Annotated in this window: 23 protein-coding genes; 7 read left to right on the top strand and 16 right to left on the bottom strand. The window is 53.8% G+C overall.

What is annotated here, in order from left to right:
* The 3 genes from RDY34_RS06165 to RDY34_RS06155 form a co-directional block, all read right to left on the bottom strand.
* Positions 1–774, bottom strand: a 774-nt coding sequence (locus tag RDY34_RS06165; RefSeq protein WP_308184490.1) for a class I tRNA ligase family protein, incomplete at its 3' end; no start/stop codon positions are given.
* A 141-nt stretch (positions 775–915) separates the two neighbouring features.
* On the bottom strand, positions 916–1,836 hold the full coding sequence (ribF, locus tag RDY34_RS06160) for a bifunctional riboflavin kinase/FAD synthetase (RefSeq protein WP_308074520.1): 921 nt from the start codon (positions 1,834–1,836) through the stop codon (positions 916–918).
* 100 nt (positions 1,837–1,936) lie between these two features.
* Entirely contained in the window at positions 1,937–2,308 is a 372-nt protein-coding gene (locus tag RDY34_RS06155; RefSeq protein ID WP_308074521.1) for a hypothetical protein, read from the bottom strand.
* Positions 2,309–2,435: 127 nt separating this feature from the next.
* Here RDY34_RS06155 and RDY34_RS06150 point away from each other — a divergent pair, with 127 nt between their 5' ends.
* The 3 genes from RDY34_RS06150 (at position 2,436) to RDY34_RS06140 (ending at position 4,393) form a co-directional block, all read left to right on the top strand.
* Complete coding sequence (locus tag RDY34_RS06150; protein ID WP_003749744.1) at positions 2,436–3,317, top strand: YoaK family protein; 882 nt, start codon at positions 2,436–2,438, stop codon at positions 3,315–3,317.
* A gap of 79 nt (positions 3,318–3,396) precedes the next feature.
* On the top strand, positions 3,397–4,074 hold the full coding sequence (locus RDY34_RS06145; RefSeq protein ID WP_308073278.1) for a YiaD family glycine zipper/OmpA-like lipoprotein: 678 nt from the start codon (positions 3,397–3,399) through the stop codon (positions 4,072–4,074).
* Between the two features lie 16 nt (positions 4,075–4,090).
* On the top strand, positions 4,091–4,393 hold the full coding sequence (locus tag RDY34_RS06140) for a hypothetical protein (RefSeq protein WP_308074522.1): 303 nt from the start codon (positions 4,091–4,093) through the stop codon (positions 4,391–4,393).
* Here RDY34_RS06140 and xth read toward each other — a convergent pair.
* From xth to RDY34_RS06110, 6 genes are all read right to left on the bottom strand, one after another.
* The gene (gene xth / locus RDY34_RS06135; RefSeq protein WP_308073276.1) at positions 4,360–5,130 is read right to left on the bottom strand and encodes an exodeoxyribonuclease III; all 771 of its coding nucleotides are present in this window, start codon (positions 5,128–5,130) and stop codon (positions 4,360–4,362) included. The genes RDY34_RS06140 and xth overlap by 34 nt on opposite strands.
* A gap of 59 nt (positions 5,131–5,189) precedes the next feature.
* Positions 5,190–5,471 carry an ArsR/SmtB family transcription factor gene (locus tag RDY34_RS06130; RefSeq protein WP_250314812.1) on the bottom strand — a complete coding sequence of 94 codons (282 nt, stop codon included), beginning with the start codon at positions 5,469–5,471 and terminating at the stop codon, positions 5,190–5,192.
* Positions 5,472–5,940: 469 nt separating this feature from the next.
* A complete protein-coding gene (gene nadC / locus RDY34_RS06125) occupies positions 5,941–6,822 on the bottom strand; it encodes a carboxylating nicotinate-nucleotide diphosphorylase (protein ID WP_308073274.1) in 882 nt (293 codons plus the stop codon).
* Between the two features lie 134 nt (positions 6,823–6,956).
* A complete protein-coding gene (locus RDY34_RS06120; protein ID WP_304674349.1) occupies positions 6,957–7,433 on the bottom strand; it encodes an immunity protein RhsI2 family protein in 477 nt (158 codons plus the stop codon).
* Positions 7,430–7,681 carry a hypothetical protein gene (locus tag RDY34_RS06115; protein WP_504928540.1) on the bottom strand — a complete coding sequence of 84 codons (252 nt, stop codon included), beginning with the start codon at positions 7,679–7,681 and terminating at the stop codon, positions 7,430–7,432. Before RDY34_RS06115 ends, RDY34_RS06120 begins: the two co-directional genes overlap by 4 nt.
* Positions 7,682–7,778: 97 nt before the next feature.
* Positions 7,779–8,717, bottom strand: coding sequence for an NUDIX hydrolase (locus tag RDY34_RS06110; protein ID WP_003749727.1), 939 nt, complete (start codon positions 8,715–8,717; stop codon positions 7,779–7,781).
* A 354-nt stretch (positions 8,718–9,071) separates the two neighbouring features.
* On the opposite strand from RDY34_RS06110, the gene nadA reads away from it, so the two are divergent.
* Together nadA and nadB are read left to right on the top strand one after the other, a co-directional pair.
* Positions 9,072–10,184, top strand: a complete 1,113-nt coding sequence (gene nadA / locus RDY34_RS06105; protein ID WP_308073309.1) for a quinolinate synthase NadA — start codon at positions 9,072–9,074, stop codon at positions 10,182–10,184.
* 51 nt (positions 10,185–10,235) lie between these two features.
* The gene (nadB, locus tag RDY34_RS06100; protein ID WP_308073272.1) at positions 10,236–11,744 is read left to right on the top strand and encodes an L-aspartate oxidase; all 1,509 of its coding nucleotides are present in this window, start codon (positions 10,236–10,238) and stop codon (positions 11,742–11,744) included.
* A gap of 175 nt (positions 11,745–11,919) precedes the next feature.
* On the opposite strand, the gene pgmB is transcribed toward nadB, so the two are convergent.
* The 3 genes from pgmB to RDY34_RS06085 all read right to left on the bottom strand — a co-directional run bounded on the left by pgmB (position 11,920) and on the right by RDY34_RS06085 (position 16,329).
* The gene (gene pgmB / locus RDY34_RS06095; RefSeq protein WP_003749719.1) at positions 11,920–12,585 is read right to left on the bottom strand and encodes a beta-phosphoglucomutase; all 666 of its coding nucleotides are present in this window, start codon (positions 12,583–12,585) and stop codon (positions 11,920–11,922) included.
* A gap of 12 nt (positions 12,586–12,597) precedes the next feature.
* A complete protein-coding gene (locus tag RDY34_RS06090; RefSeq protein WP_308074523.1) occupies positions 12,598–14,856 on the bottom strand; it encodes a glycoside hydrolase family 65 protein in 2,259 nt (752 codons plus the stop codon).
* Between the two features lie 120 nt (positions 14,857–14,976).
* Positions 14,977–16,329, bottom strand: a complete 1,353-nt coding sequence (locus RDY34_RS06085) for an SLC45 family MFS transporter (protein WP_308073269.1) — start codon at positions 16,327–16,329, stop codon at positions 14,977–14,979.
* 238 nt (positions 16,330–16,567) lie between these two features.
* On the opposite strand from RDY34_RS06085, the gene ettA reads away from it, so the two are divergent.
* Positions 16,568–18,244: an energy-dependent translational throttle protein EttA gene (gene ettA, locus RDY34_RS06080; RefSeq protein ID WP_003749711.1), complete on the top strand. Its 1,677-nt coding sequence runs from the start codon at positions 16,568–16,570 to the stop codon at positions 18,242–18,244.
* 59 nt (positions 18,245–18,303) lie between these two features.
* Here ettA and RDY34_RS06075 read toward each other — a convergent pair whose 3' ends face one another.
* From RDY34_RS06075 to RDY34_RS06065, 3 genes are all read right to left on the bottom strand, one after another.
* A complete protein-coding gene (locus RDY34_RS06075) occupies positions 18,304–18,789 on the bottom strand; it encodes a phosphatidylglycerophosphatase A family protein (protein WP_003749709.1) in 486 nt (161 codons plus the stop codon).
* The gene (thiL, locus tag RDY34_RS06070; RefSeq protein WP_003749707.1) at positions 18,782–19,738 is read right to left on the bottom strand and encodes a thiamine-phosphate kinase; all 957 of its coding nucleotides are present in this window, start codon (positions 19,736–19,738) and stop codon (positions 18,782–18,784) included. Before thiL ends, RDY34_RS06075 begins: the two co-directional genes overlap by 8 nt.
* 364 nt (positions 19,739–20,102) lie before the next feature.
* Positions 20,103–20,798, bottom strand: coding sequence for an OmpA family protein (locus tag RDY34_RS06065; RefSeq protein WP_003749706.1), 696 nt, complete (start codon positions 20,796–20,798; stop codon positions 20,103–20,105).
* 363 nt (positions 20,799–21,161) lie between these two features.
* Between RDY34_RS06065 and RDY34_RS06060 the strand changes: the two genes are divergently transcribed.
* The gene (locus tag RDY34_RS06060) at positions 21,162–22,112 is read left to right on the top strand and encodes a CysB family HTH-type transcriptional regulator (RefSeq protein ID WP_003749701.1); all 951 of its coding nucleotides are present in this window, start codon (positions 21,162–21,164) and stop codon (positions 22,110–22,112) included.
* Between the two features lie 112 nt (positions 22,113–22,224).
* Here the strand turns inward: RDY34_RS06060 and fnr are convergent, their stop codons facing one another.
* Positions 22,225–22,959, bottom strand: coding sequence for a fumarate/nitrate reduction transcriptional regulator Fnr (gene fnr / locus RDY34_RS06055; RefSeq protein WP_025456583.1), 735 nt, complete (start codon positions 22,957–22,959; stop codon positions 22,225–22,227).
* Between the last annotated feature and the right edge of the window lie 81 nt (positions 22,960–23,040).

Here is a 23,040-nt window from a genome sequence, read left to right as displayed (position 1 = left end):
ATCCCCCCCGCCCGCCCCCGCCGATACGGCTTGGCTCGCCGGCAGCGTCCAAGGCGTAGTCGTCCAAATGACGGCAAACGCTTTGCCCTCGATGCCTGCCAAACCGAATGCGGCGGCAAGCGCGGCAGTGTCTTTAAACGGATAACCCACGTCAATCGCGGGCGATACTTTGTCTTTGTATTCCACTTCCGCTTCCGCCAGCGAAGAACCGCAGTCCAAGCAGAATTGAACCGGTTTCGCGCCCCGGTAGAGATAGCCGGATTTGTAGATTTCACCAAGCATACGCACGGTATCGGCTTCGGTTTTAAAATCCATAGTCAGGTAAGGACGGTCCCAATCGCCCAACACGCCCAAGCGGATAAAGTCTTTTTTCTGGCGGGCAACTTGTTCGGCGGCGTATTCGCGGCATAATTCGCGGAAGCGCGCTTTGGGCATGTCTTTGCCGTGCAGTTTTTCTACCATTACTTCGATAGGCAAACCGTGGCAGTCCCAACCCGGCACATAAGGCGCATCAAAACCGGCTTGGGTTTTGCTGCGGATAATGATGTCTTTGAGGATTTTATTGACGGCATGACCGATGTGGATGTCGCCGTTGGCATACGGAGGACCGTCGTGCAGGATGAATTTCGGACGGCCTTTGGCGATTTCGCGCAGTTTTTGGTAGCGTTTTTGCTCGTACCAGCTTTTCAGCCATGCAGGCTCGCGCTTGGCAAGATTGCCGCGCATCGGAAACGGGCTCTCGAGCAGGTTTACGGTTTTACTGTAATCGGTCATTTTTTAATCTCTATTGTTACAATATTTCGGTTTCAGACGGCATTGCGCCTCAAACAGTATTTCACAACGGGAAACCCCTATGCCGTCTGAAAAGTTAAAAGATTGATTGTAGCCCAATCGGATGGTTTGTATAAGGTTTTTCTACCAACACTTTGCGGCTTCCATATCGGCTTCAATCTGCCTTTTCAGTTCTTCCATACCGTCAAACTTTTCCTCATCGCGCAGTTTGTGCAGGAAGCGGACGTTCAGCCGTTGTCCGTACAGGTCGCCTTGAAAGTCGAACAGGTGGACTTCCAGCTTTTGAGAACAGCCGCTCTCAACAGTGGGATTGAAGCCGAAGCTCGCCACGCCGCGCCGCGTGCCGAATGCGCCGTCCGCTTCGACGACGAACACGCCGCCGAGGGCATAACGGTGACCGGGCAGGCGGATATTGGCGGTCGGGGCATTTAGGGTGCGTCCGAGTTTTCTGCCGTGCACCACCCTGCCCCCCAAAACGTAGTCGTGTCCCAAAAGTTTTTTCGCATAAGCAAGGTTGCCGTCTGAAAGGGCTTGTCGCACGGCGGTGCTGCTGGTGCGGATGTCTTCGACGATGACGGAAGGCGTGCGCTCGGTTTGCATATCGGGCTGTTGTGCCAAAAGTTCAAAACAACCTTCCCGCCCCGCACCGAAACGGAAATCGTCGCCGACGAGCAAATAACGCGCATTCAAGGTTTGACGCAGCAGGCGGTCGATAAACCCTTGCGCGGATATTTCGGAAAAATTTTGATCGAAACGCAAAACCCAGACGGCATCGACACAGCCTGTGCCTTCCAATAATTCGAGCTTGGTGCGCAGGGGGCTGATGCGGCACGGCGGCATCCTGCCGGTGCGGAGTGCGAAAAATTCTTTGGGTTGGGGTTCGAAAACGACGGCCACGACGGGTAATCCGCGCGTATCGGCTTCGAGGCGGAGTTTTTGGAGGATGTGTTTGTGTCCGAGGTGTACGCCGTCGAAGTTACCTATGGTTACGGCGGCACCCTGTGGAAAGTCGGGCGCGTCATGCCGCCCCAGCCTGATTTTCATTGTTATGTTCGGGTATGTGATGAAACAGGCGGTCATTGTAAACGGTATTGCGGTTTATAGACAGTAGGCACGTTCAGACGGCATATACTGCCGCTTCTAACTACCACCAGGGACGGTAAAACGGATAGCCCCAATCGTCGTAATAGCGCGACAGGCGTACTTCTTTCAGCTGCTGTTGCGAGATGTAGTTCTGCCACGCCATTTTGTAACAGGCTTGGAACATGGGATCGGAAAGCTTTTCGGTATAGCGTGCTTTAAATATCTGTCTTTCAGCATCAGGCATGGGCGCATACCCTGAATCGAACTGACGGCGGATAAGCTGTGCGGCCTCGCGGTCGCATTGCGCTGCAAGGGCGACTTGCAGGTCCTGTTCGTAGCGTTGCTGTGCCTGACGGTATGCCGCCTGCTGTTCGGGTGTGGCGCAGGCAGTCAGTATGAGTATTGCGGCGGCGGCCGCGATGTATCGGCGCATGGTGTTCTACCCTCCTCGGAAACAGATTCAATGTACGCTCTTTTCAAAAACTTGTGAAGTTCGCCCCTAGATTGTTTTCGCTATAAAATGCGGTTCTTGAACATGCTTTCCGAACCGTCCGCCCATTATGAACGAATCCGACCGCCACGCCAAACACGCCCGCCGCAGCCGCCACCATATCCCACCGTTTTGGCAGGCCGACCGCCCCTACCTGCACGAACACCACATTTCAGATGCGCGTTTCCGCCGATTGGGCTACATCATGTCGCTGCTGGCAGGCGCAATCAATGCCGGCGGTTTTTTTGCATTTGCCCGCTACACGTCGCACGTTACCGGCTCGATGTCGCTGCTGGCGGACATGGTATATCTGAAGCAATGGACGGCGGCAGCGGTGGCGATGGTCAGCGTGTTGTGTTTCATCGCGGGTGCGGCGCATTCGGGCTGGGTGATTTTATGGACGCAGCAAATGCGCTTTCGGGGCAGCTACGGGTTGTCGATGTGGCTGGAAGCGGTTTACCTGCTGGTTTTCGGCCTGTTCGGCATTACCGCGCTGCAATGGGATACGGACGGAGGCTTGGTCTTCCCTTCCCTCGCGCTGTTCTTGCTCTGCTTCATCATGGGGATGCACAACACAGTCATGACACTCTTATCGGGCGGTGCCATCCGCTCGACCCACATGACGGGTACGGCGACCGACTTGGGCATCGAAATCTCACGCGCCCTGTATTACTCCAAAACCCACCATCCCCGCCTGCCGCACGTCCGCGTCAACAAACCCAAAATGTGGCTGCTCAGCGGCATGATGCAGGCCTTTCTGCTCGGCGGCATCATTGGTGCGTGGGGCTACCATAAAATCGGACACCACTTCGCCCTGCCCGTTTCGGCGGTATTGCTGATACTGGGTGCTGGCTCGGTCGGTTACGATGTCAAGGTCCGTTTTTTGTGGATATGGCGGAAGTTTCGGCGCAAATACCGACAAACCGGTGTTGTTTCGGGAAAAATCGGGTAATTTCAGGTTAACGCCGCTTATTTGGACGGCATGATTGTTTATAGTTGTACGGTTTGACATATACACGGAAGGAAACACCATGACTTTCTTCAAACCCTTTACCGTCGTGCTGACCGCATCTGCACTCGCGCTTTCCGGCTGCGTTGCCGACCCTGTAACCGGACAGCAGTCCCCAAGCAAATCCGCCATGTACGGTTTGGGCGGCGCGGCAGTGTGCGGCATCGTCGGCGCACTGACCCACAGCGGCAAAGGCGCACGCAATTCCGCGCTTGCCTGCGGCGCAATCGGCGCGGGTATCGGCGGTTATATGGACTATCAAGAGCAGCGGCTCCGCCAAAGCCTTACCGGCACACAAGTCCAGATTCAACGCCAAGGTAACCAGATTAAGCTGGTAATGCCCGAAAACGTTACCTTTGCCACCGGCAGCGCGGTTTTAAGCGACAATGCGCAATTTGCGCTGAATACTGCCGCACAAACGCTGGTGCAATATCCGGATACCACGCTGACCATCAACGGCCACACCGACAACACGGGTTCGGATGCCGTCAACAACCCGCTTTCCCAACACCGCGCCCAAGCGGTTGCCTACTATCTGCAGACGCGCGGCGTGGCGGCTTCGCGACTGGCGGTTTACGGCTACGGCTCGCATATGCCTGCCGCTTCCAACGCTACGGCTGAAGGCCGAGCGCAAAACCGCCGCGTCGAAATTCTCATCAACCCCAACCAACGCGCCGTCAATGCGGCACAGCAAATGTAAGCCCCGCGCAAAAGGAATGCCGTCTGAACAACCTTCAGACGGCATTTCCATATCCGTAACCGCAGCCGCACCCCTCCTTTTCCCCGACTGTAATTCTATGGATAACGTCTCGCCGTTTGCCGGGGAAACCGCGGATTGCAGCCGATGGCGTGCAAATGTGCCCAACCTTGCAGACGTTACCGCCATACCGCGATACCCACTGCAACCTCATCGTTTAAACGGATATTCAATCAAAATGCCGTCTGAAACCCTGCGAAGTTTCAGACGGCATTTGCCTTTCCCGAATTACAAATCGAATTCTGCCGCCACGGGCGCGTGATCGCTCGGACGTTCCAGCGCGCGCGTCTCCAAATCGACGCGGACATCCTTCAAAACGGCCGCCATTTCGGACGTAACCAATATATGGTCGATACGCAGGCCCAGTTTGCGCTGGAACATTGCGCCGCGATAGTCGAACCATGTGTAAAACGCACCTTCGGGATGGATATGGCGCAAACTGTCGGTCAATCCCAAATCCAGCAGATTTTGAAACCACTGCCGTTCGACGGACGAACAGTGGATTTTTTCATACCATTTTTCAGGGTCGTAACAGTCCGCATCGGCAGGCGCGATATTGAAATCGCCCAGCAGCACCAGTTTGCCGTAGCGGGTCATTTCGTCGCGGACAAACTCCGTCAGTGCGGCAAACCACTGTTCCTTATATTTGAATTTGGGGCTGTCCAAAGCCTCGCCGTTGACGCAATAGACATTGATGACGCGCACGCCGCCGACGGTAGCCGCAATCACGCGGCGTTGCGGATCGTCCGGCAGCGCGGGCAGCCCGATATACACGTCTTCCGGCGTGCTGCGGCTGACAATTGCCACGCCGTTGTAGGTTTTCTGCCCGCTCCAAACACAGTGCCAGCCCATCATCTGCAAGGCGGCGGCGGGAAACTTGTCCTGATCGAGCTTGAGTTCTTGTAAAACAAGGATATCCGGCGGATTATCGGCAAGCAGGTTTTGCACCTGCGGCAAACGTACATTGAGCGAATTGACGTTCCAAGTGGTAATTTTCATAACATTTCCGAAAAATGCTGTCTGAAACGTTCAGACGGCAAAAGGAAAGGATTCTAACACTATGCCACGCGTTTGTTTTCCAAATCGCGAACCGTGTGCAGAATCGCCGCTGCTTCTTCGGAAACCAGGCGGTATTCGATAATGCGGTGGTAACGCGTAAAATCGACTAGACCTTCCACGCGCAGGCGGTTCAAATGGTTGGAAACTGCGGTAGCCGACAGGGATAAGGATTTTGCCAGTTCGACGATATTGCGTTCGCTGTCCAACAGTTGGATCAGTATCGCCATACGTTCGGGATGCGCCATAAGTTTGAGTATGGTGTGGAGCGGTATTGTGTTCATCGGTATTCCTAAAACCTTTTCCGCCCGCCAAGCGGATTGACGGGCGGCAGATATGGATGATTTTGATTATCTTTATAAATTGTATTATAAATCAATTGTTTATGTCTCATTGTACAGGATTGTATGTTCCTTTTCCCACTATTTTTGCAAACAAGCGTAAAGGCAGACCTTCAGACGGCATAAAACTGCCTTCCCCGTCCTTTTCCCTGTCCTGCCGCCGGCCGGAATCATCCGCATTGTTCAAAAGATGCCTTACAACCGCCGTACGCCTTGCCCTGCCGATGCCTCCGCACCTTCGGGCAAACAAAATACCTGCCTGAAATGCTGTTTTTTCTAAAGCATCACGACCTTCACGAAAAATGCCGTCTGAAGAATCTTTCAGACGGCATTCCCTCCCTGAGGCAATAACCGGATTACGGTTAAGCGGTTCCTTGCCTGACATATCAGACAGCCGCCCGCACCCTAAAACTCACGCCACGAAATCCAAACCTATATCCAACGATCGGCTGCTGTGGGTCAGATAGCCGAGGGCAATGCCGTCCACGCCGGTTTGCGCCACGCGCTTCAGGCGGTCGAAGCCGATACCGCCCGATGCTTCGCAATAGACGGTGTGGGGGTAGGCAGTTTGCGTGTGGCAGCGGTTTGCCGCTTCTTTCAGGGTTTCGTCGTCCATGTTGTCCAGCAAAATCCGTTCCGCGCCCGCTGCGATGGCTTCGTCCAGTTGTGCCAACGTGTCGACTTCGATTTCCACGCAGGTCAATGCTCCGACAGCCTGTTTTGCCTGACGAACGGCTTGGGCGATGCTGCCGCAATAGGCGAGGTGGTTGTCTTTGATGAGTACGGCGTCGTCCAAACCCATGCGGTGGTTCACGCCGCCGCCCGCCCTGACGGCGTATTTTTGCAGGACGCGCAGCAGGGGGATGGTTTTGCGGCTGCACACGATGTCTGTACCGTATTCGGCGACTTCGGCAACGGCAAGCGCGGTGGCGGTGGCGATGCCGCTTAAGTGCGTGAGGTAGTTGAGCGCGGTGCGTTCGGCGGCGAGCAGGGCGCGGGCGTTGCCTTCGACGGCGGCAAGCGTCTGACCTGCGCGGACGGTTTGCCCGTCTTGGATTTCAGCTTGAAAGCGGACGGACGGATCCATCGTCTGAAAGGCGAGGCGCGCCAAGTCCATGCCGGCGATGACGCCGTTTTCGCGGCTGACGAGGAAGAGTTTGGCGGTTTTGTCAGGCGCGATGACGGCGGCGGACGTAATGTCGCCGCGCCTGCCCAAATCTTCGCTCAAGGCTTGTTCGACCATGGGGCGCAACAGGGTGTCGGGCAGGGGGAAGAGGGTGTTTTCAGACGGCATGGGGTTTCCTTTGTTGAAAAATATTGGTGTTGCACCGATGGGGCAAAACTTCATTTTATAGTGGATTAACAAAAACCAGTACGGCGTTGCCTCGCCTTAGCTCAAAGAGAACAATTCTCTCCGGCGTCATCTGATTATTTTGAAATTGCCATTTCAATGACTTGCTCAACATAGTTGTTTTCCAAATCAATCAAGTCTCCTTTTTTTTGATTTGATTTTTTTAGTTCATTATATGCATAAAAAATGACGATTTTCTTCCCTTCACAAAATAAATGTCTGTCGGATTTATTCATCATATACATACTTTCATTCCTTACGATGCCTTCACCATCTATAAAACTAAAACTATTCGGTATATTTCTTCGTTCCATTCCCGCTTCATATATTGACGATATCACTCCGGAAACGCTTCTGGTGATAATCTGTCCGGAATCAATATTACTCCACCATTCCTCTGATGCAAATAAGCCTTTGTCTTTTTTGATGCCAAAGATACTTTCGTCATTTAATGATAATAATCTTGTCTTTTCAATAAATTCTTTTTCTCTTTTCATGACTTTTTTAAAATCATAGATTAAATACATATCATCATCCAAAATCAAATAACTCATTTTACGTCTCCAATTTTTTCAAAATAAATAATCTGTTTCTCAAAAGTTTCTTTACCGCCAGCCCTACCCAGTCCTGTATTGACTACCCCTTTCCCTTTATTCACATATGGCTTCCCTTGACCTTCAAGTTTAAATTGTACTTGTGTTTTTTCAATCCATCCCTTATTTGTGCGAGGTAAATCTGGAAAAAGTTTGCCTGTGGTGCCAATCTTTTTTAAAACTTCCATAGTTCCTGGTAAGGTGTTCAAGCACCAAGTGAATCGGTTCCGTACTATCTGTACTGTCTGCGGCTTCGTCGCCTTGTCCTGATTTTTGTTAATCCACTATAGGTCGTCTGAAAACGGGCTAACGGCTGCCCAGCGGCAGTCCGATGTCCGAAATCAGCCTGTCGGGCAGGACGTCGTCGCGGAAGCGGTAAAGCTGCGCGGGGCGGCCTTTGCTGCCCGATACGCCGGTATCCGACGGCTCGATGAGGTTTTGCTGCTGAATCTGGCGGCGGAAGTTTTGCTTGTGCAGCAATCTGCCGCTGATGGCTTCGACGCTGTTTTGCAGTTGCAGCAGCGTGAATTCGGGCGGCATCAGTTCGAAAATCACGGGGCGGTATTTGATTTTGGCACGCAGGCGGGACAGGGCGGTCGCCAACACGCGGCGGTGGTCGTGGCGCATGGGCTGCCCCGTGAGCGTGAAGTCGAAGTTTGCCTGCGGCTCGGCGGCTTCCGCTATCAAGCCGCTTTCATACAGCATTTCATAGCGTTGCAAAACGTATTCTTCCGACCAGTTTTCCGGTTCGACGCCCCAACACAAATGAATGCGCTTGAGCCGCTTTTGGCGGACTTCCTCCGTGTCCGCCGAGTTTGCCCAAATGCGCAGGCGGCTGACGACGGCATCGCGCTGTCCGCCATCGGTGCGCAAGTCTTCCCACGGGAAATAGCCGTAGCAGTCCTGCCATTTCGCGTCAGGATGCAGGATGCTGTCGGCTGCCTCGCGCACCAGCCCCAAATAGCTGACGTACAAGACGGGCATGCCGTGTTCGTTGCGGCGGTGGGTATCGACAAAGGTGTAAAGCTGTTCCACATAGCCCATAGGCTGCGAAGTCTGCTTGGCGACCCAAAGCTTTACGCCCGCCTGCAGGGAATTGCGCAGGGGGGAGAGCGGGCCGTTGGGCAGGAGCGTGCCTTGGGCGACGGTTAATACCCGCAGGCCGCCGTCGGTAACGGCAATCAATACGGAAACCAGCTCGACGATGCTTTGCGGCGGGGCTTCGGCTTCGGGGTAGGCGTCCATGCTCGGCTTTCTGCGGGTGGGAAAGGCTTTATTGTATAGTGAATTAACAAAAATCAGGACAAGGCGACGAAGCCGCAGACAGTACAGATAGTACGGAACCGATTCACTTGGTGCTTGAGCACCTTAGAGAATCGTTCTCTTTGAGCTAAGGCCGAGGCAACGCCGTACTGGTTTTTGTTAATCCACTATAAACCAAAGCGGCTTGTCGGGACAAGCAGGTCGGTTTTGCAGTATCGCAAACCTGTTTTCAGACGACCTTGCTTATTATACTCAAGTTGAGCATAATATAAAAACAGTTTGAAAAGCAGACGGCAAACCTTCATGCCGTCTGAAAACCAGCTACAAGGAAACATCATGCAAACCGCCGCCCGCCGCTCGTTCGACTACGATATGCCCCTCATCCAGACACCGACTTCCGCCTGCCAAATCCGTCAGGCGTGGGCGAAGGTTGCCGACACGCCCGACCGCGAGACGGCAGGTCGTCTGAAAGACGAAATCAAGACTTTGCTGAAGGAGAAAAACGCGGTCTTGGTAGCGCATTATTACGTTGATCCGCTGATTCAGGATTTGGCTTTGGAAACGGGCGGATGCGTGGGCGATTCGTTGGAGATGGCGCGCTTCGGTGCGGAACACGAAGCCGGTACGCTGGTAGTGGCGGGCGTGCGCTTTATGGGCGAGAGTGCGAAAATCCTCTGCCCTGAAAAAACAGTGCTGATGCCTGATTTGGAAGCGGAATGTTCTTTGGATTTGGGTTGTCCCGAAGAAGCGTTTTCGGCGTTTTGCGACCAACACCCCGACCACACGGTGGTGGTGTACGCCAACACTTCCGCCGCCGTGAAAGCGCGTGCCGACTGGGTGGTAACGTCTTCGGTGGCGTTGGAAATCGTGTCGTATCTGAAATCACGCGGTGAGAAGCTGATTTGGGGACCCGACCGCCACCTCGGCGACTACATCCGCCGCGAAACAGACGCGGATATGCTGTTGTGGCAGGGTTCGTGTATCGTCCATAACGAATTCAAGGGGCAGGAACTGGCGGCGTTGAAGGTGGAACACCCCGATGCGGTGGTGCTGGTTCATCCCGAATCACCGCAAAGCGTCATCGAACTGGGCGACGTGGTCGGCTCGACCAGCAAACTGCTTAAAGCCGCCGTATCGCGCCCTGAAAAAAAATTCATCGTGGCGACCGATTTAGGCATCCTGCACGAAATGCAAAAGCAGGCACCCGACAAAGAATTTATCGCCGCCCCGACGGCGGGCAACGGCGGAAGCTGCAAAAGCTGCGCGTTCTGCCCGTGGATGGCGATGAATTCGCTGGGCGGCATCAAATACGCCCTGACAAGCGGACGCAACGAAATCCTGTTGGACAGGAAGCTGGGCGAAGCCGCCAAACTGCCTTTGCAGCGTATGCTCGACTTCGCGGCAGGGCTGAAGAAAAAAGATGTGTTCAACGGCATGGGACCCGCCTAATTTGCCGTCAATATTGCCGTTTCAGACGGCCTCTCAAACAAGGACAACACCATGCAAACCGATTGCGACGTATTGATTGCCGGAAACGGGCTGGCAGCACTGACGCTCGCCCTGTCGCTGCCTGAATCGTTCTGCATCGTCATTTTGTGCAAAAACCGGCTGGACGACACCGCCAGCCGTCATGCGCAAGGCGGGATTGCGGCGGCGTGGTCGGGAGAGGACGACATCGAAAAACACGTCGCCGATACTTTGGAAGCGGGCGCGGGTTTATGCGACGAAGCCGCCGTCCGCGCCATCCTGTCGCAGGGCAAACCGGCAATCGAATGGCTGCTGGCGCAAGGCGTGGCGTTCGATCGGAATCCTGACGACCTGCACCTGACGCGCGAAGGCGGGCATACCTGCCGCCGAATCGCCCACGTCGCCGATTACACGGGCGAAGCCGTCATGCAGAGCCTGATTGCCCAAATACGCCGCCGCCCGAACATCCGCGTTTGCGAGCGGCAGATGGCGTTGGACATCCAAACCGAATCAGGCGCGGCGTGCGGGCTGACCGTCCTCAACCGCCAAACGCAAGAAACCTACCGCATCCGCGCCCGCCATACCGTACTCGCAGGCGGTGGCTTGGGACAGATTTACGCCGCCACCACCACGCCGCCCGAATGCACGGGCGACGCCATCGCTATGGCGATACGCGCAGGCTGCGCAGTCGAAAACCTCGAATTTATCCAATTCCACCCCACAGGCTTGGCAAGGCCGTCTGAAAACGGACGCACCTTCCTGATTTCCGAAGCCGTGCGCGGCGAAGGCGGCATTCTGACCAACCAATCGGGCGAACGGTTTATGCCGCATTACGACCGCCGCGCCGAACTCGCGCCGCGCGACATCGTTGCCCGCACCATCGCTGCCGAAATCGCCAAACAAACGCAAGACTTCGTCTCACTCAATATCAGCCGCCAACCCGCAGCGTTCGTCCGCCGGCATTTCCCGTCCATCCATCGGCACTGCCTGTCCCAATGCGGCTTGGACATCACGCGCCAAGCCATCCCCGTCCGCCCCGTGCAACACTACACCTGCGGCGGCATCCAAACCGACCCCAGCGGCAGAACCTCCCTGCCGCAGCTCTACGCCTTGGGCGAAACCGCCTGCACCGGCTTGCACGGAGCCAACCGCCTCGCCAGCAACTCCCTGCTCGAATGCGTCGTTACCGCCAGACTTGCCGCCCAAACCATCGCGGACGGACAAGCGTTTCAAACCGAACCATTCCAAAGGCCGTCTGAAAGCCCCTCCGCCGAAGCAGGCATCTTTTCAGACGGCATCCAAAACGCATTCAGCCGCCCCACCCTGCAAGCCTTCAACCAACACCATCTGGGCATCCTCCGCAACGATACCGGCCTGCGCCGCGCCATCGCCCAACTGCGGCTTTGGAAGCAAAACCAAGCCGAGCCGCACACCGCGCCCGAATACGAAAACCGCAACCTGCTTGAATGCAGCCTCGCCGTCGCCCAAGCCGCATACAGGCGGAGACAGAACATCGGTGCGCATTTTAATAGTGATTGTTAAGGTTGACAGGCCAGAGGAAATCGTTCAAATAAATTTGAATAGCATGGTTAAGAAATTGGCATTTAGTTTTTAGGGTTGCGTAAGTTGGGTTATCAATCTGTTCTAAAAGCAGAAAGGCCGTCTGAAACACTGTTCAGACGGCCTTTTACTTCCTTAACACTTTATCTGACGCGTTTTACCTGCCCGACTGTGCCCACACGTTTTGCAGGTAGGCGTAGGTCAGCTCGGCGGTATCGGACACCAGCGCGATGTCGCTACCCAAGTCTTCGGCTTTGCCCACGCCGATAGGCAAGGCGCCGGCGGCTTTGATGGCGGCTACTCCTGCTGCTGCGTCTTCGATGCCGATGCAGCGGCGGATGTCCGCACCCACGCCCTCGGCTGCGGCGAGGAAGATGTCGGGGGCGGGTTTGGAATGCGCGACGGCGGCAGGGTCGGCAATGGCGTCGAAGAAGTGGGTCAGCCCCATGCGTTCGAGCAGGAACGGGCCGTTTTTACTGGCAGATGCGAGGGCGATTTTTTTGCCGTTTGCCCTCAATGCTTCCAGCAGCGGCAAAATGCCGGGGTACACGTCTTCGGGTTTGACTGCCTGAATCATCTCGACGTAGTTGTCGTTTTTGCGGCGGGTCAGTTCGGCGAACTCGGCTTCGCCGACGGTTTTGCCGCCGTGTGCGAGGATGCGTTTGAGCGAATCGTCGCGCGACACGCCTTTGAGCTGCTCGTTAAACTTGCGGTCGATGCTGATGCCCAGTTCTTCGGCGAGCTTTTTCCATGCGCGGTAGTGGTATTCGGCGGTGTCGGTGATGACGCCGTCGAGGTCAAAGAGCACTGCGGTAAACGTCATTTTTCGCCCTCCTTATTTTTCCAACGCGACAGTGTGGCTGCCGTTGAGTGTGATGTCTTTGCCGTACACCTGCAAATCGAGCGGCTCGCCTTTGAGCAGGGTGAAGACGACGTTTTCTTTGCCGACTGCGACTTTAATCAGACGGCCTCGGTAGTTGATATGGAAGGCGTAGCCTGTCCATGCGCTCGGCAGGAACGGTGCGAAGCTGAGTGTGCCGCCCCAGGTTTTCATTTGGGCGAAACCTTGGACGATGGCGAGCCACGAGCCGGTCATGGAGGTGATGTGCAGGCCGTCTTCGGTGTCGTTGTTGTAGTTGTCCAAGTCTAGGCGGGCGGTGCGCTGGTACATTTCCACGGCTTTTTCTTCTTTGCCCAGTTCGGCGGCGAGAATAGAGTGGATACACGGCGACAACGAGCTTTCATGCACGGTCATCGGTTCGTAGAAGTCGAAGTTGCGGCGTTTTTCGTCGATATTGAAACGGTCGCCGAAGAAGTAGATGCCTTGCAATACGTCCGCCTGTTTGATGAAGGGCGAACGCAGGATTTTGTCCCACGACCATTTCTGGTTGAGCGGCAAATCGTCGGGCGAAAGCGCGGACACGGGGCAGATGTCTTTGTCGAGGAAGCCGTCGTGTTGTACGAATACGCCGAGTTCTTCGTCATACGGACGGTACATATTCGCGCTGATGTCCGCCCATTTTTCCAACTCGGCGGCACGCACGTTCAAATCCGGACGCGGGTATTTCGCCAAGGCTTCGCGGGTGTAGTCCAATACCCATGCGGCGAGGGTGTTGGTGTACCAGTTGTTGTTGATGTTGTTTTCGTATTCGTTCGGACCGGTTACGCCGTGAATCATGTATTTGCCGTTGCGTTTGGAGAAGTGGACGCGGTCCGCCCAGAAGCGGGACACTTCGACCAAGACTTCCAAGCCTTCTTTGGCAAGATAGCTTTCATTGCCGGTGTAGTTGGTGTAGTTGTAGATGGCATAAGGAATCGCGCCGTTGCGGTGGATTTCCTCGAAGGTGATTTCCCATTCGTTGTGGCACTCGACGCCTGTAAACGTTACCATCGGATAGAGTGCGCCCGCCAAGCCCTGTTCGCGCGCGTTGTGTTGCGCCTGTGGCAGTTGGTTGCGGCGGTATTGCAGCAGGTTGCGGGTAACTTCGGGTTCCGCCAGCGCGAGGTAGAGCGGCACTGCGTAGGCTTCGGTGTCCCAATAGGTCGCGCCGCCGTATTTTTCGCCGGTAAAGCCTTTCGGGCCGATGTTCAGACGCGCGTCTTCGCCGTAGTAGGTGGAGAACAGTTGGAACAGGTTGAAGCGGATGCCCTGCTGTGCTTCGTCGCTGCCTTCGATGACCACGTCGGCGATTTCCCAACGGTGCAGCCAGCCTGCTTTGTGCGCCTCCAGCAAGCTTTCAAATGCAACGCCTGCGACTTTTTCCGACAAGGCGCGGCCTGCGGCTTTCACTGCTTCCAAGCCTTGATAATCGCGGCTGGTGGTAACAATAACCCGTTTTTCAAAGGTTTCGGGGGTGCTGCCGACTTCGGCCTCGAAAGAATTGGAGACCTGCCAGTCGGTTTGGCTGCCGCCGAGGGCTTTGAAGCTGCCGGCGAAAGTTTGCTCGGCGTTGACGATGAATTGTTCCACGCCGAAAGGGTTGGCGACGGTTTGGGTGGCAATGTAGGAGAGGCCGTCTGAAACGCCTTTGTCCAATACCTGCCAGAATTTTTCTTCGTAGTTGGAGTCTTCGTTTTTCACGTCGGCATCGATGATGGAATCGATACGGACTTGGTGGGTTTTACCGTCAACGGATACGGCTTCCCAGCGGATAACCGCCAGCTCTTTTTGCGCGACGGACAGGAATTTGCACACATCGAAACGCACGCCGAATACGGTGAACGAGCGGCGCAACACGCCGTGCCGCATATCGAGTTCGACGGAGAAGCCGGCAACATCGTTTTTCGCCAAGTCCACCTCTTGCCCGTCGACAAAGATTTTGACTTTGCTGAAATTGAGTGCGTTGATGGCTTTGCCGAAATATTTGGGATAGCCGTTTTTCCACCAGCCGACGCGGGTTTTGTCGGGAAACCACACACCGGCGATGTAGGTACCCAAGTGGCTGTCGGCGGAGTAGGTTTCCTCAAAGCTGCCGCGCATACCCATATAGCCGTTGCCCAAGCTGGTCAGGCTCTCTTGCAGCCGTTTGTGTTCTTTTTCCAGCTTTGCCGAACGCAGCGTCCAAGGGCTGATTTCCATAATTCTTGTGTACATCGTAAAGCTCCTGTTTTGATGGTTTTATGGCAAACCGTTTGGAAATACGGTTTGCCTTATTGAATCGGATAAAGCGTCGGCAGAAGTTTCAGACGGCCTTTCTGCCGACAAATAAAAAGATTATGCGCCGTGCGTTTCTTTAATCAGGAACACGGAAAACGCGCCCAGCAGCAGGACGACGCCCCCTACCAAGAACATATTGGCCTGCAAACCGCCCATCATCGGGAAAAGCACGAAACTCAACAGCGAAGCGACGATTTGCGGCATACAGATAGAGCCGTTAAACAGGCCCAAGTAAGTGCCCATATGCTTGCCCGACAAGGCGTTGGTCACAATCGTCAGCGGATAAGTGATAATGCCCGCCCAAGCGATGCCGATTAAGGTGTAAGACAACACCAGCGCGTATTGGTTGCCGATGAAGAAAACGGAGAAAAAGCCGAGCGCGCCTAAAGCCAAACAGCCGAAATAACCCGCCTTATGGTATTTATTCGGCACTTTCGCCAATACAAACGAACAAATCACCGCCGCAACCGACTGCACCGCCGCCAAAACGCCGTACCAGTTGCCCGCCTCCTGATAACCTACGGAAGACGCATCGGTGGTGTGCCAGACGTTTTCCGCAATCGCGCCTGCCGAGTAAGTCCACATATATTGGAAAGCGAACCAGCAGAAGAATTGCACCAAAGTAACCGTCCAAAACGCCTTAGGCGCGGTTTTCAAGAGTTCGAACCAGTTGGCTTTTTCCTGATTCGCGGCGACATCGATGCCGTGGTAGCGGGCGTAGGTTTCCGGATCGTATTCTTTGACTTTGAAGATTGTGAACGCGCCGGTAATAATCAGCAACGCCGCGCCCACATAGAATGCTACGACCACGGTTTGTGGCACAACGCCTTTCTCGGCGGTGTTCGCCAAACCGATATACGCGAACACAAACGGCAGAATCGCCGCCACGACCGCGCCCGTATTCGCTAAGAAACTTTGAATCCCGTAGGCGTAGCTTTTCTGCTCCTCGTTGACCATATCGCCGACCATCATCTTAAACGGCTGCATCGCCATATTCGACGACACATCCAACAGCGCAATCATCAGCGCGCCGAACGACAAAGCCGCCAGCGACGCATAGCCGAAACCGAAGCTGCCCGAGTTCGGCATCAAAATCATCACGATAACCGCAATCAGTGTACCGTAAAGCAGATACGGCAGGCGGCGGCCGCCTAAGCGCGGCTTCCAAGTGCGGTCGGAGTAGTAGCCCACTATCGGCTGCACCAGCATCCCCGCCAGCGGCGGCAGGATAAAGAACCAGCCCAAATTGTGCGGGTCTGCGCCTAGCGTTTGAAAAATGCGGCTCATCTGCGAGCTTTGCAGGGTAAAGGCCGTCTGAACGCCGAGATAGCCGAAGCTCAACATCCAAATCGTGCTTTTTGCCAGCGCGGGCAAACCTTGTTTTACTGTTTGAGGCGTATATTCCGACATAAGGTAAATCCTTTTTTGATTTGAAAAGTATTTGCTTTGGAAAATCCGAAATGGTTGCCGGTGCGGCGATCCCCTATCATTATTATTATTTTTTTTGTTTGTATAATTTCAAAGGGATAGGCGGATTTTATGAATCCTGCCCGATTTTGGCAATACCGGTTCGCGGATAAACTGGCTTAAATCAAATTATCGGTTAAAATGTGCCGTCTGAAATTTGTCCGACCGAAACGAGAAAACTATGTCCCAACAATACGTCTATTCTATGCTGCGCGTAAGCAAGGTTGTGCCGCCGCAGAAAACCATCATTAAAGATATTTCCCTTTCATTTTTCCCCGGCGCGAAAATCGGCCTGCTCGGTTTGAACGGTGCGGGCAAGTCCACCGTGCTGCGGATTATGGCGGGCGTGGATAAGGAATTTGATGGCGAAGCCGTGCCGATGGGCGGCATCAAAATCGGCTACCTGCCGCAAGAGCCGGAACTTGATCCTGAGAAAACCGTACGCGAGGAAGTGGAAAGCGGTTTGGGCGAAGTGGCTGCCGCGCAGAAACGTTTGGAGGAAGTGTATGCCGAGTACGCCAATCCTGATGCGGATTTTGACGCGCTGGCTGAAGAACAAGGCCGTTTGGAAGCGATTATTGCAGCAGGTTCGTCCACGGGCGGCGGTGCGGAACACGAATTGGAAATCGCCGCCGATGCGCTGCGCCTGCCGGAATGGGATGCCAAAATCGGCAATCTTTCGGGCGGTGAAAAACGCCGTGTGGCTTTGTGCAAACTCTTGTTGAGCAAACCCGATATGCTTTTGCTGGACGAGCCGACCAACCACTTGGACGCGGAATCGGTCGAATGGCTGGAGCAATTTCTCGTGCGCTTCCCCGGTACAGTCGTTGCGGTAACACACGACCGCTACTTCCTCGACAACGCCGCCGAATGGATTTTGGAACTCGACCGCGGCCATGGTATTCCGTGGAAAGGCAATTACTCGTCTTGGCTGGAGCAGAAAGAAAAACGTTTGGAAAACGAGGCGAAATCCGAAGCCGCGCGCGTGAAGGCGATGAAGCAGGAATTGGAATGGGTGCGCCAAAATGCCAAAGGCCGCCAAGCCAAGTCCAAAGCGCGTTTGGCGCGTTTTGAAGAAATGAGCAACTATGAATACCAAAAACGCAATGAAACGCAGGAAATCTTCATTCCCGTTGCCGAGCGTTTGGGTAACGAAGTAATTGAATTTGTGAATGTTTCCAAATCGTTCGGCGATAAAGTGCTGATTGACGATTTGAGCTTCAAAGTGCCTGCTGGCGCGATTGTCGGCATCATCGGCCCGAACGGCGCGGGTAAATCGACGCTGTTCAAAATGATTTCGGGCAAAGAGCAGCCTGATTCCGGCGAAGTGAAAATCGGCCAAACCGTGAAAATGAGCTTGATTGACCAAAGCCGCGAAGGTTTGCAAAACGACAAAACCGTGTTCGACAACATCGCCGAAGGCCGCGACATTTTGCAGGTTGGTCAGTTTGAAATTCCCGCCCGCCAATATTTGGGTCGTTTCAACTTTAAAGGCAGCGACCAAAGCAAAATCGCAGGTCAATTGTCAGGCGGCGAACGCGGACGTTTGCACTTGGCGAAAACCTTGTTGAGCGGCGGCAATGTATTGCTGCTGGATGAACCGTCTAATGACCTCGACGTGGAAACCCTGCGCGCGCTGGAAGATGCATTGCTGGAATTTGCCGGCAGCGTGATGGTGATTTCGCACGACCGCTGGTTCCTCGACCGCATCGCCACGCATATCTTGGCTTGCGAAGGCGATTCGAAATGGGTGTTCTTCGATGGCAACTATCAGGAATACGAAGCCGACAAGAAACGCCGACTCGGCGAAGAAGGCGCGAAACCGAAACGGATTAAATATAAACCGGTAACACGTTAACCTCCGAAACAATGCCGTCTGAAAGGCTTTCAGACGGCATTTTTACAAGGCAGCACCGTTTAAAACAGCATTGCAATCCTCAAGACAATCAAGGTCATCACCGCAGCCGCCATATCGTCCGCCATAATGCCCAGCCCACCATGCAGATTTTTATCAAACCAGCCGACCGGAGGCGGTTTGAGCGCGTCAAACAGACGGAATAAGACGAACGCCGCCAGCCACCACGCCCACTTGAACGGCACAAACGCCAACACAAACAGCATGGCGACAATCTCGTCCCAAACAATCCCACCGTGGTCGCTGACACCCGTTTCACGTTCCGCATAAGCGCAAATGCGTATGCCCCACATAAACAGCACGATACACAAAAAAGCCAGCAGCAGCCCGTCTATGCCGAGCAAAATCAGCACAAATGCCAAAGGCAGTGCCGCCAAAGTGCCAAATGTACCCGGCGCGAACGGAGCCAGCCCGCTGCCGAAACCAAAAGCCAAAAAACACAACGGTCGTTTCAACAGCCACGCAAAGTCAGGTTTAAAATCAGCCAAAATGATCGAATCCTAAAGAATGTAGTTCCAATTCCCTGCCGCCGGCATCTAAAACCTTCAGACGGCATTCCCCATTGATTTTACCGATACGAGTTACCGGCACGCCGCATCGTTCCGCCGCATCAAGCACGCGGCTGCGGCAACTTTCCGATGCGGTAAAAACCAGCTCGTAATCGTCGCCGCCGGCCAAAGTATAAGACAGCCATTGAGAACGTGGCAAAATATCTTTCAATACGGATAAAGACGGCAATTTATCCGCAAAAATTTCCGCACCCACACCAGAAGCGGTCAAAATATGCCCTATATCCTGAGCCAGCCCATCGGAAACATCCTGTGCCGCATGGGCGACAGGCAATAAGGCAAGTCCCAGTTCAACCCTTGGTTCAGGACGGAGCAACTTCTGTTCGCACACGGCAAATACATCGTCAGGCAAAACACACCGTTTCAGACGGCAGTTCAAAGCCGCCGCCGCCATACCGACACGCCCCGACACCCAAATATCGTCGCCCGCAACCGCCGCATCACGCCGCAACGCCCTACCCTTCGGCAATTCGCCGATAATGGTTACATTGAACGCCATATCTCCCTTAGTCGTATCGCCGCCGATTAAGGTGATGCCAAACTTTTTTGCCAAACCGAAAAAGCTGCCGCAAAACCGTTCCAGCCATACTTCATCCAATTCGGGCAACGCCGCGCTCAGCAGCACCCAACGCGGTATCGCACCCATCGCCGCCATATCTGAAATATTGACGGCCAAAACCTTCCAAGCCAAGTCTTCAGGTTTGACATCTGCAAAAAAATGCCTGTCCCTCAGCAGCATATCCGCACTGAAACACAAATCAAAGCCTTCGCGCGGGCGGACAATCGCCGCATCGTCGCCTATGCCCAATACGACATCCTTATCCGCACCTGTTTGCAAATACCGTTTGATGAAGTCAAATTCTTTCATGTCGCAAAATATCCGAACGCACCGCCATGTTGATTTTTATTAATCTGCTGTATTTTACACAGTACCGCACATAAAACGCAGCACCGCGTACAGCACTGATTTGAGAGAGTTTGTTCCCTCACAAACAAATCCAAATTCTATCGCCTTCAAAACCGGAGTTTCAAGCACCAGGAAAATTTTGATGAAGCATAACCCCTACCCCATATTCTCACAATAACCGTTTCCGCAAGCACCCTAAAAACAAACCCCGCAAAAGCGGGGTTTGTTTTGTTTCATCAGAACCGATTAGAGTTTGATACGTAAACCTATTCTCTTATACAGAAGAGGAATCCAACCCTACCCATCGGCAAGATGCTTTTAAAGCTTATTGTTGGGTGTGAACATGAGCCGGAGCAACCTGACGGGTTACGATGCTGCGGATTTTCACGTCAACACGGCGGTCAGGTTCGATACATGCAATCAGAGCCTCACGTTTCTTGGCTTTAGAGGCTTTTGCACCCAGTTTGGCAACTTCAGCTTCACAAACTTGAGTCATTTGCGCTTGAGATTCGCCCAAGCCGACAGCAGAAGTTTTAGAGGCAGGCACACCGTTGCTGACCAGGTAGTTTGCCACTACGTTGGCGCGACGCTCGGACAGAGTCTGGTTGTATTTTTCAGAACCCATGAAGTCGGTATGACCTTCAACACGTACGGATTGTACGTTGGTTTGACCCAGGCGTTGGGCCAATACTTTCAGGTTGTCTTGGGCTTCGGCACGCAGTACGTCTTTGTCGAAACCGAACAGGGTTTTGGCAGACAGAGAAACGGTTTCGTCAACATATTGCGGAGCCTGCTCTACAACAGCAACAGGAGCCGGTTCAACTGCATCGCCACACTCTACACGACCTTGGGTTGCTTTGTCGAAGTAGGTGTTTTTCCAGCATTCGCCGTAGTTGTTGCGTACGACTTCTTGTGATTGGCCGCTCACGGTATAACCGTGGATATGGGCTTCGCTCGCCATAGCAGTGCCGGAAGCGAGCAATGCAACGAATAATGCGCTTAATTTCAGCTGTTTGGTCATTTTATTCCCTCATTAAATTTGTACAGCAGATACAGAAGCAACTGCTGAATTGCCAACATACAGGCCGCTGTAGAAACATGGCGGCAAATCGGATATTTCAGTCTCCACTATAAAGAAGCAGGGGGCGGACTGTCAATACTCAACGCCTGAAAACAACCGTAAAACAGCCTGTTTCCTGATAGTCTATCATGCCGAAAAATCAATTCCGTGTCATTACTTTAGGGGGATTTTTTCCATATCGCACGATTGCCGTTGCACAAAAACAACAAACACAACGGCAAAGCCCCATACCGTAACGGCAAGAAAATATGATAAATTATAAACAATGTTCAGCCACCCGACACAGACCCACACCGACCCGCCATGAAATTACAACAATTGAAATACGCCTTAGAAGTTTACCGGCACAACCTGAACGTTTCCGAAGCGGCCGAAGCCTTATTCACATCACAACCCGGCATCTCCAAACAAATCAAATTGCTGGAAGAAGAAATCGGCATTCAGATTTTTATCCGCAGCGGCAAGCGCGTGGTTTCGGTCTCGCAGCCGGGCAAGGTGGTTTTGGATATTGCAGAACGTATTTTGCGCGATGTTCAGAACATTAAAAATATCGGCAGCGAGTTTACCGGACACGACAGCGGCTCGCTGACGGTTGCTACGACGCATACTCAGGCGCGTTATGCCCTACCGTTGATTGTTGCCGATTTCGTGAAACGCTACCCGAAAGTCAATCTGACCATCAAACAGGGAAGCCCTGCCGCCATCGCACGTATGGTTACCTCAGGCGAGGCGGATTTGGCGATTGTTACGGAACGTATAGACGACCACCCCGAATTGGGAAGACTTTCCTGCTACGACTGGACACACGCGGTGATTGTGCCGAACGACCATCCGCTGCTCGAATGCAGGAATCCCCTCCGTATTGAAGATTTGGCGGGGTTTCCGCTGATTACTTATGAATTTGCATTCAATGCGGGCAGCAGCATCGCGCGAGCATTCGCCAAAGCCCGTTTGGAACGGCCGGATGTCGCATTGACGGCGGCGGATACGGACGTATTGAAGACTTATGTGCGCTTGGGTTTAGGCGTGGGACTGATGGCGAAAATGGCGTACAACCCGGATACGGACGGCGATTTGCAGCTTGTGGATGCGGCACACCTGTTCGAGCCGTCGCCGACGTGGATTGCTTTGCGCAGCGATACTTATTTGCGCGGATATGCCTACGACTTTATCCAAGCGTTTGCGCCGCACCTGACACGCGAGAAGGTGGATAGGATTCTGTACACGCCCATCAGCGAGGATTTTTCGATTTAGGCGGCTGCCGGTTTTCAGACGGCACTTTGCGGCAGATACAACAAACAGGACAGATGTTTTCGTCTGCCCTGTGTTTATTGAGAATGCCGTCTGAAATGTTCGTACGGGTTAATCAAATGGCGTGCGAACAACCGGATACCATCTTCTTCAGCACCTGCAGATTGAGGATCTTGATGTGTTTGTGTTCGACGGAAATCAATCCTTCCTGATGGAACTTGGATAATGTGCGGCTGACGGTTTCAAGTTTCAGCCCGAGATAACTGCCGATTTCTTCGCGGGACATTCTTAAGATGAAGTCGTTGGCAGCAAAACCTCGGGAATAAAGGCGTTGGGAAAGGTTCAGCAGGAAGGCGGCAATCCGCTCTTCGGCGCGCATATTGCCCAACAGCAGCATAACACCTTGGTCGCGCACGATTTCACGACTCATCATACGGAAGAAGTGTGTACGCAGGCTGGGGATATTCTGCCCCAGTTCTTCGATGTGGGTAAACGGCAGTTCGCACACTTCGCTGTCTTCCAAGGCGACCGCATCGCAACTGTGTACATGGGAACAGATGCCGTCCATGCCGATGAGTTCGCCCGACATAAAGAAACCCGTTACCTGATCGCGGCCGTCCTGACTGGCGACGGTTGTTTTGAAGAAGCCCGAACGGATGGCAAAGAGCGAAGTAAAGGCTTCGCCGGCACGGAACAGGTATTCGCCTTTTTTCAGGCGGCGGCTTTGGCGGATGACGGCATCGAGTTGGCTGAACTCGTTAGGCAGCAATCCGACAGGCAGGCAGAGTTCCCGCAAAGAACAGGAAGAACACAAGGTTTTCATCTGATGTGTAGTATTATGCGAAGCCATACCGTACCTTTTCGTGTGTTTTGCCCCATCCCGATTATGTGCTTGTTGACACATATCAAGACAGGTTTATCATACTGTGGC

It is taken from the genome of Neisseria polysaccharea, assembly GCF_963392925.1.
GTDB classification, from domain to species: Bacteria; Pseudomonadota; Gammaproteobacteria; order Burkholderiales; family Neisseriaceae; genus Neisseria; species Neisseria polysaccharea.
The sequence above is the reverse complement of the archived record's forward strand: the minus strand, read 5'-3'. Positions and strand labels throughout refer to the sequence as shown.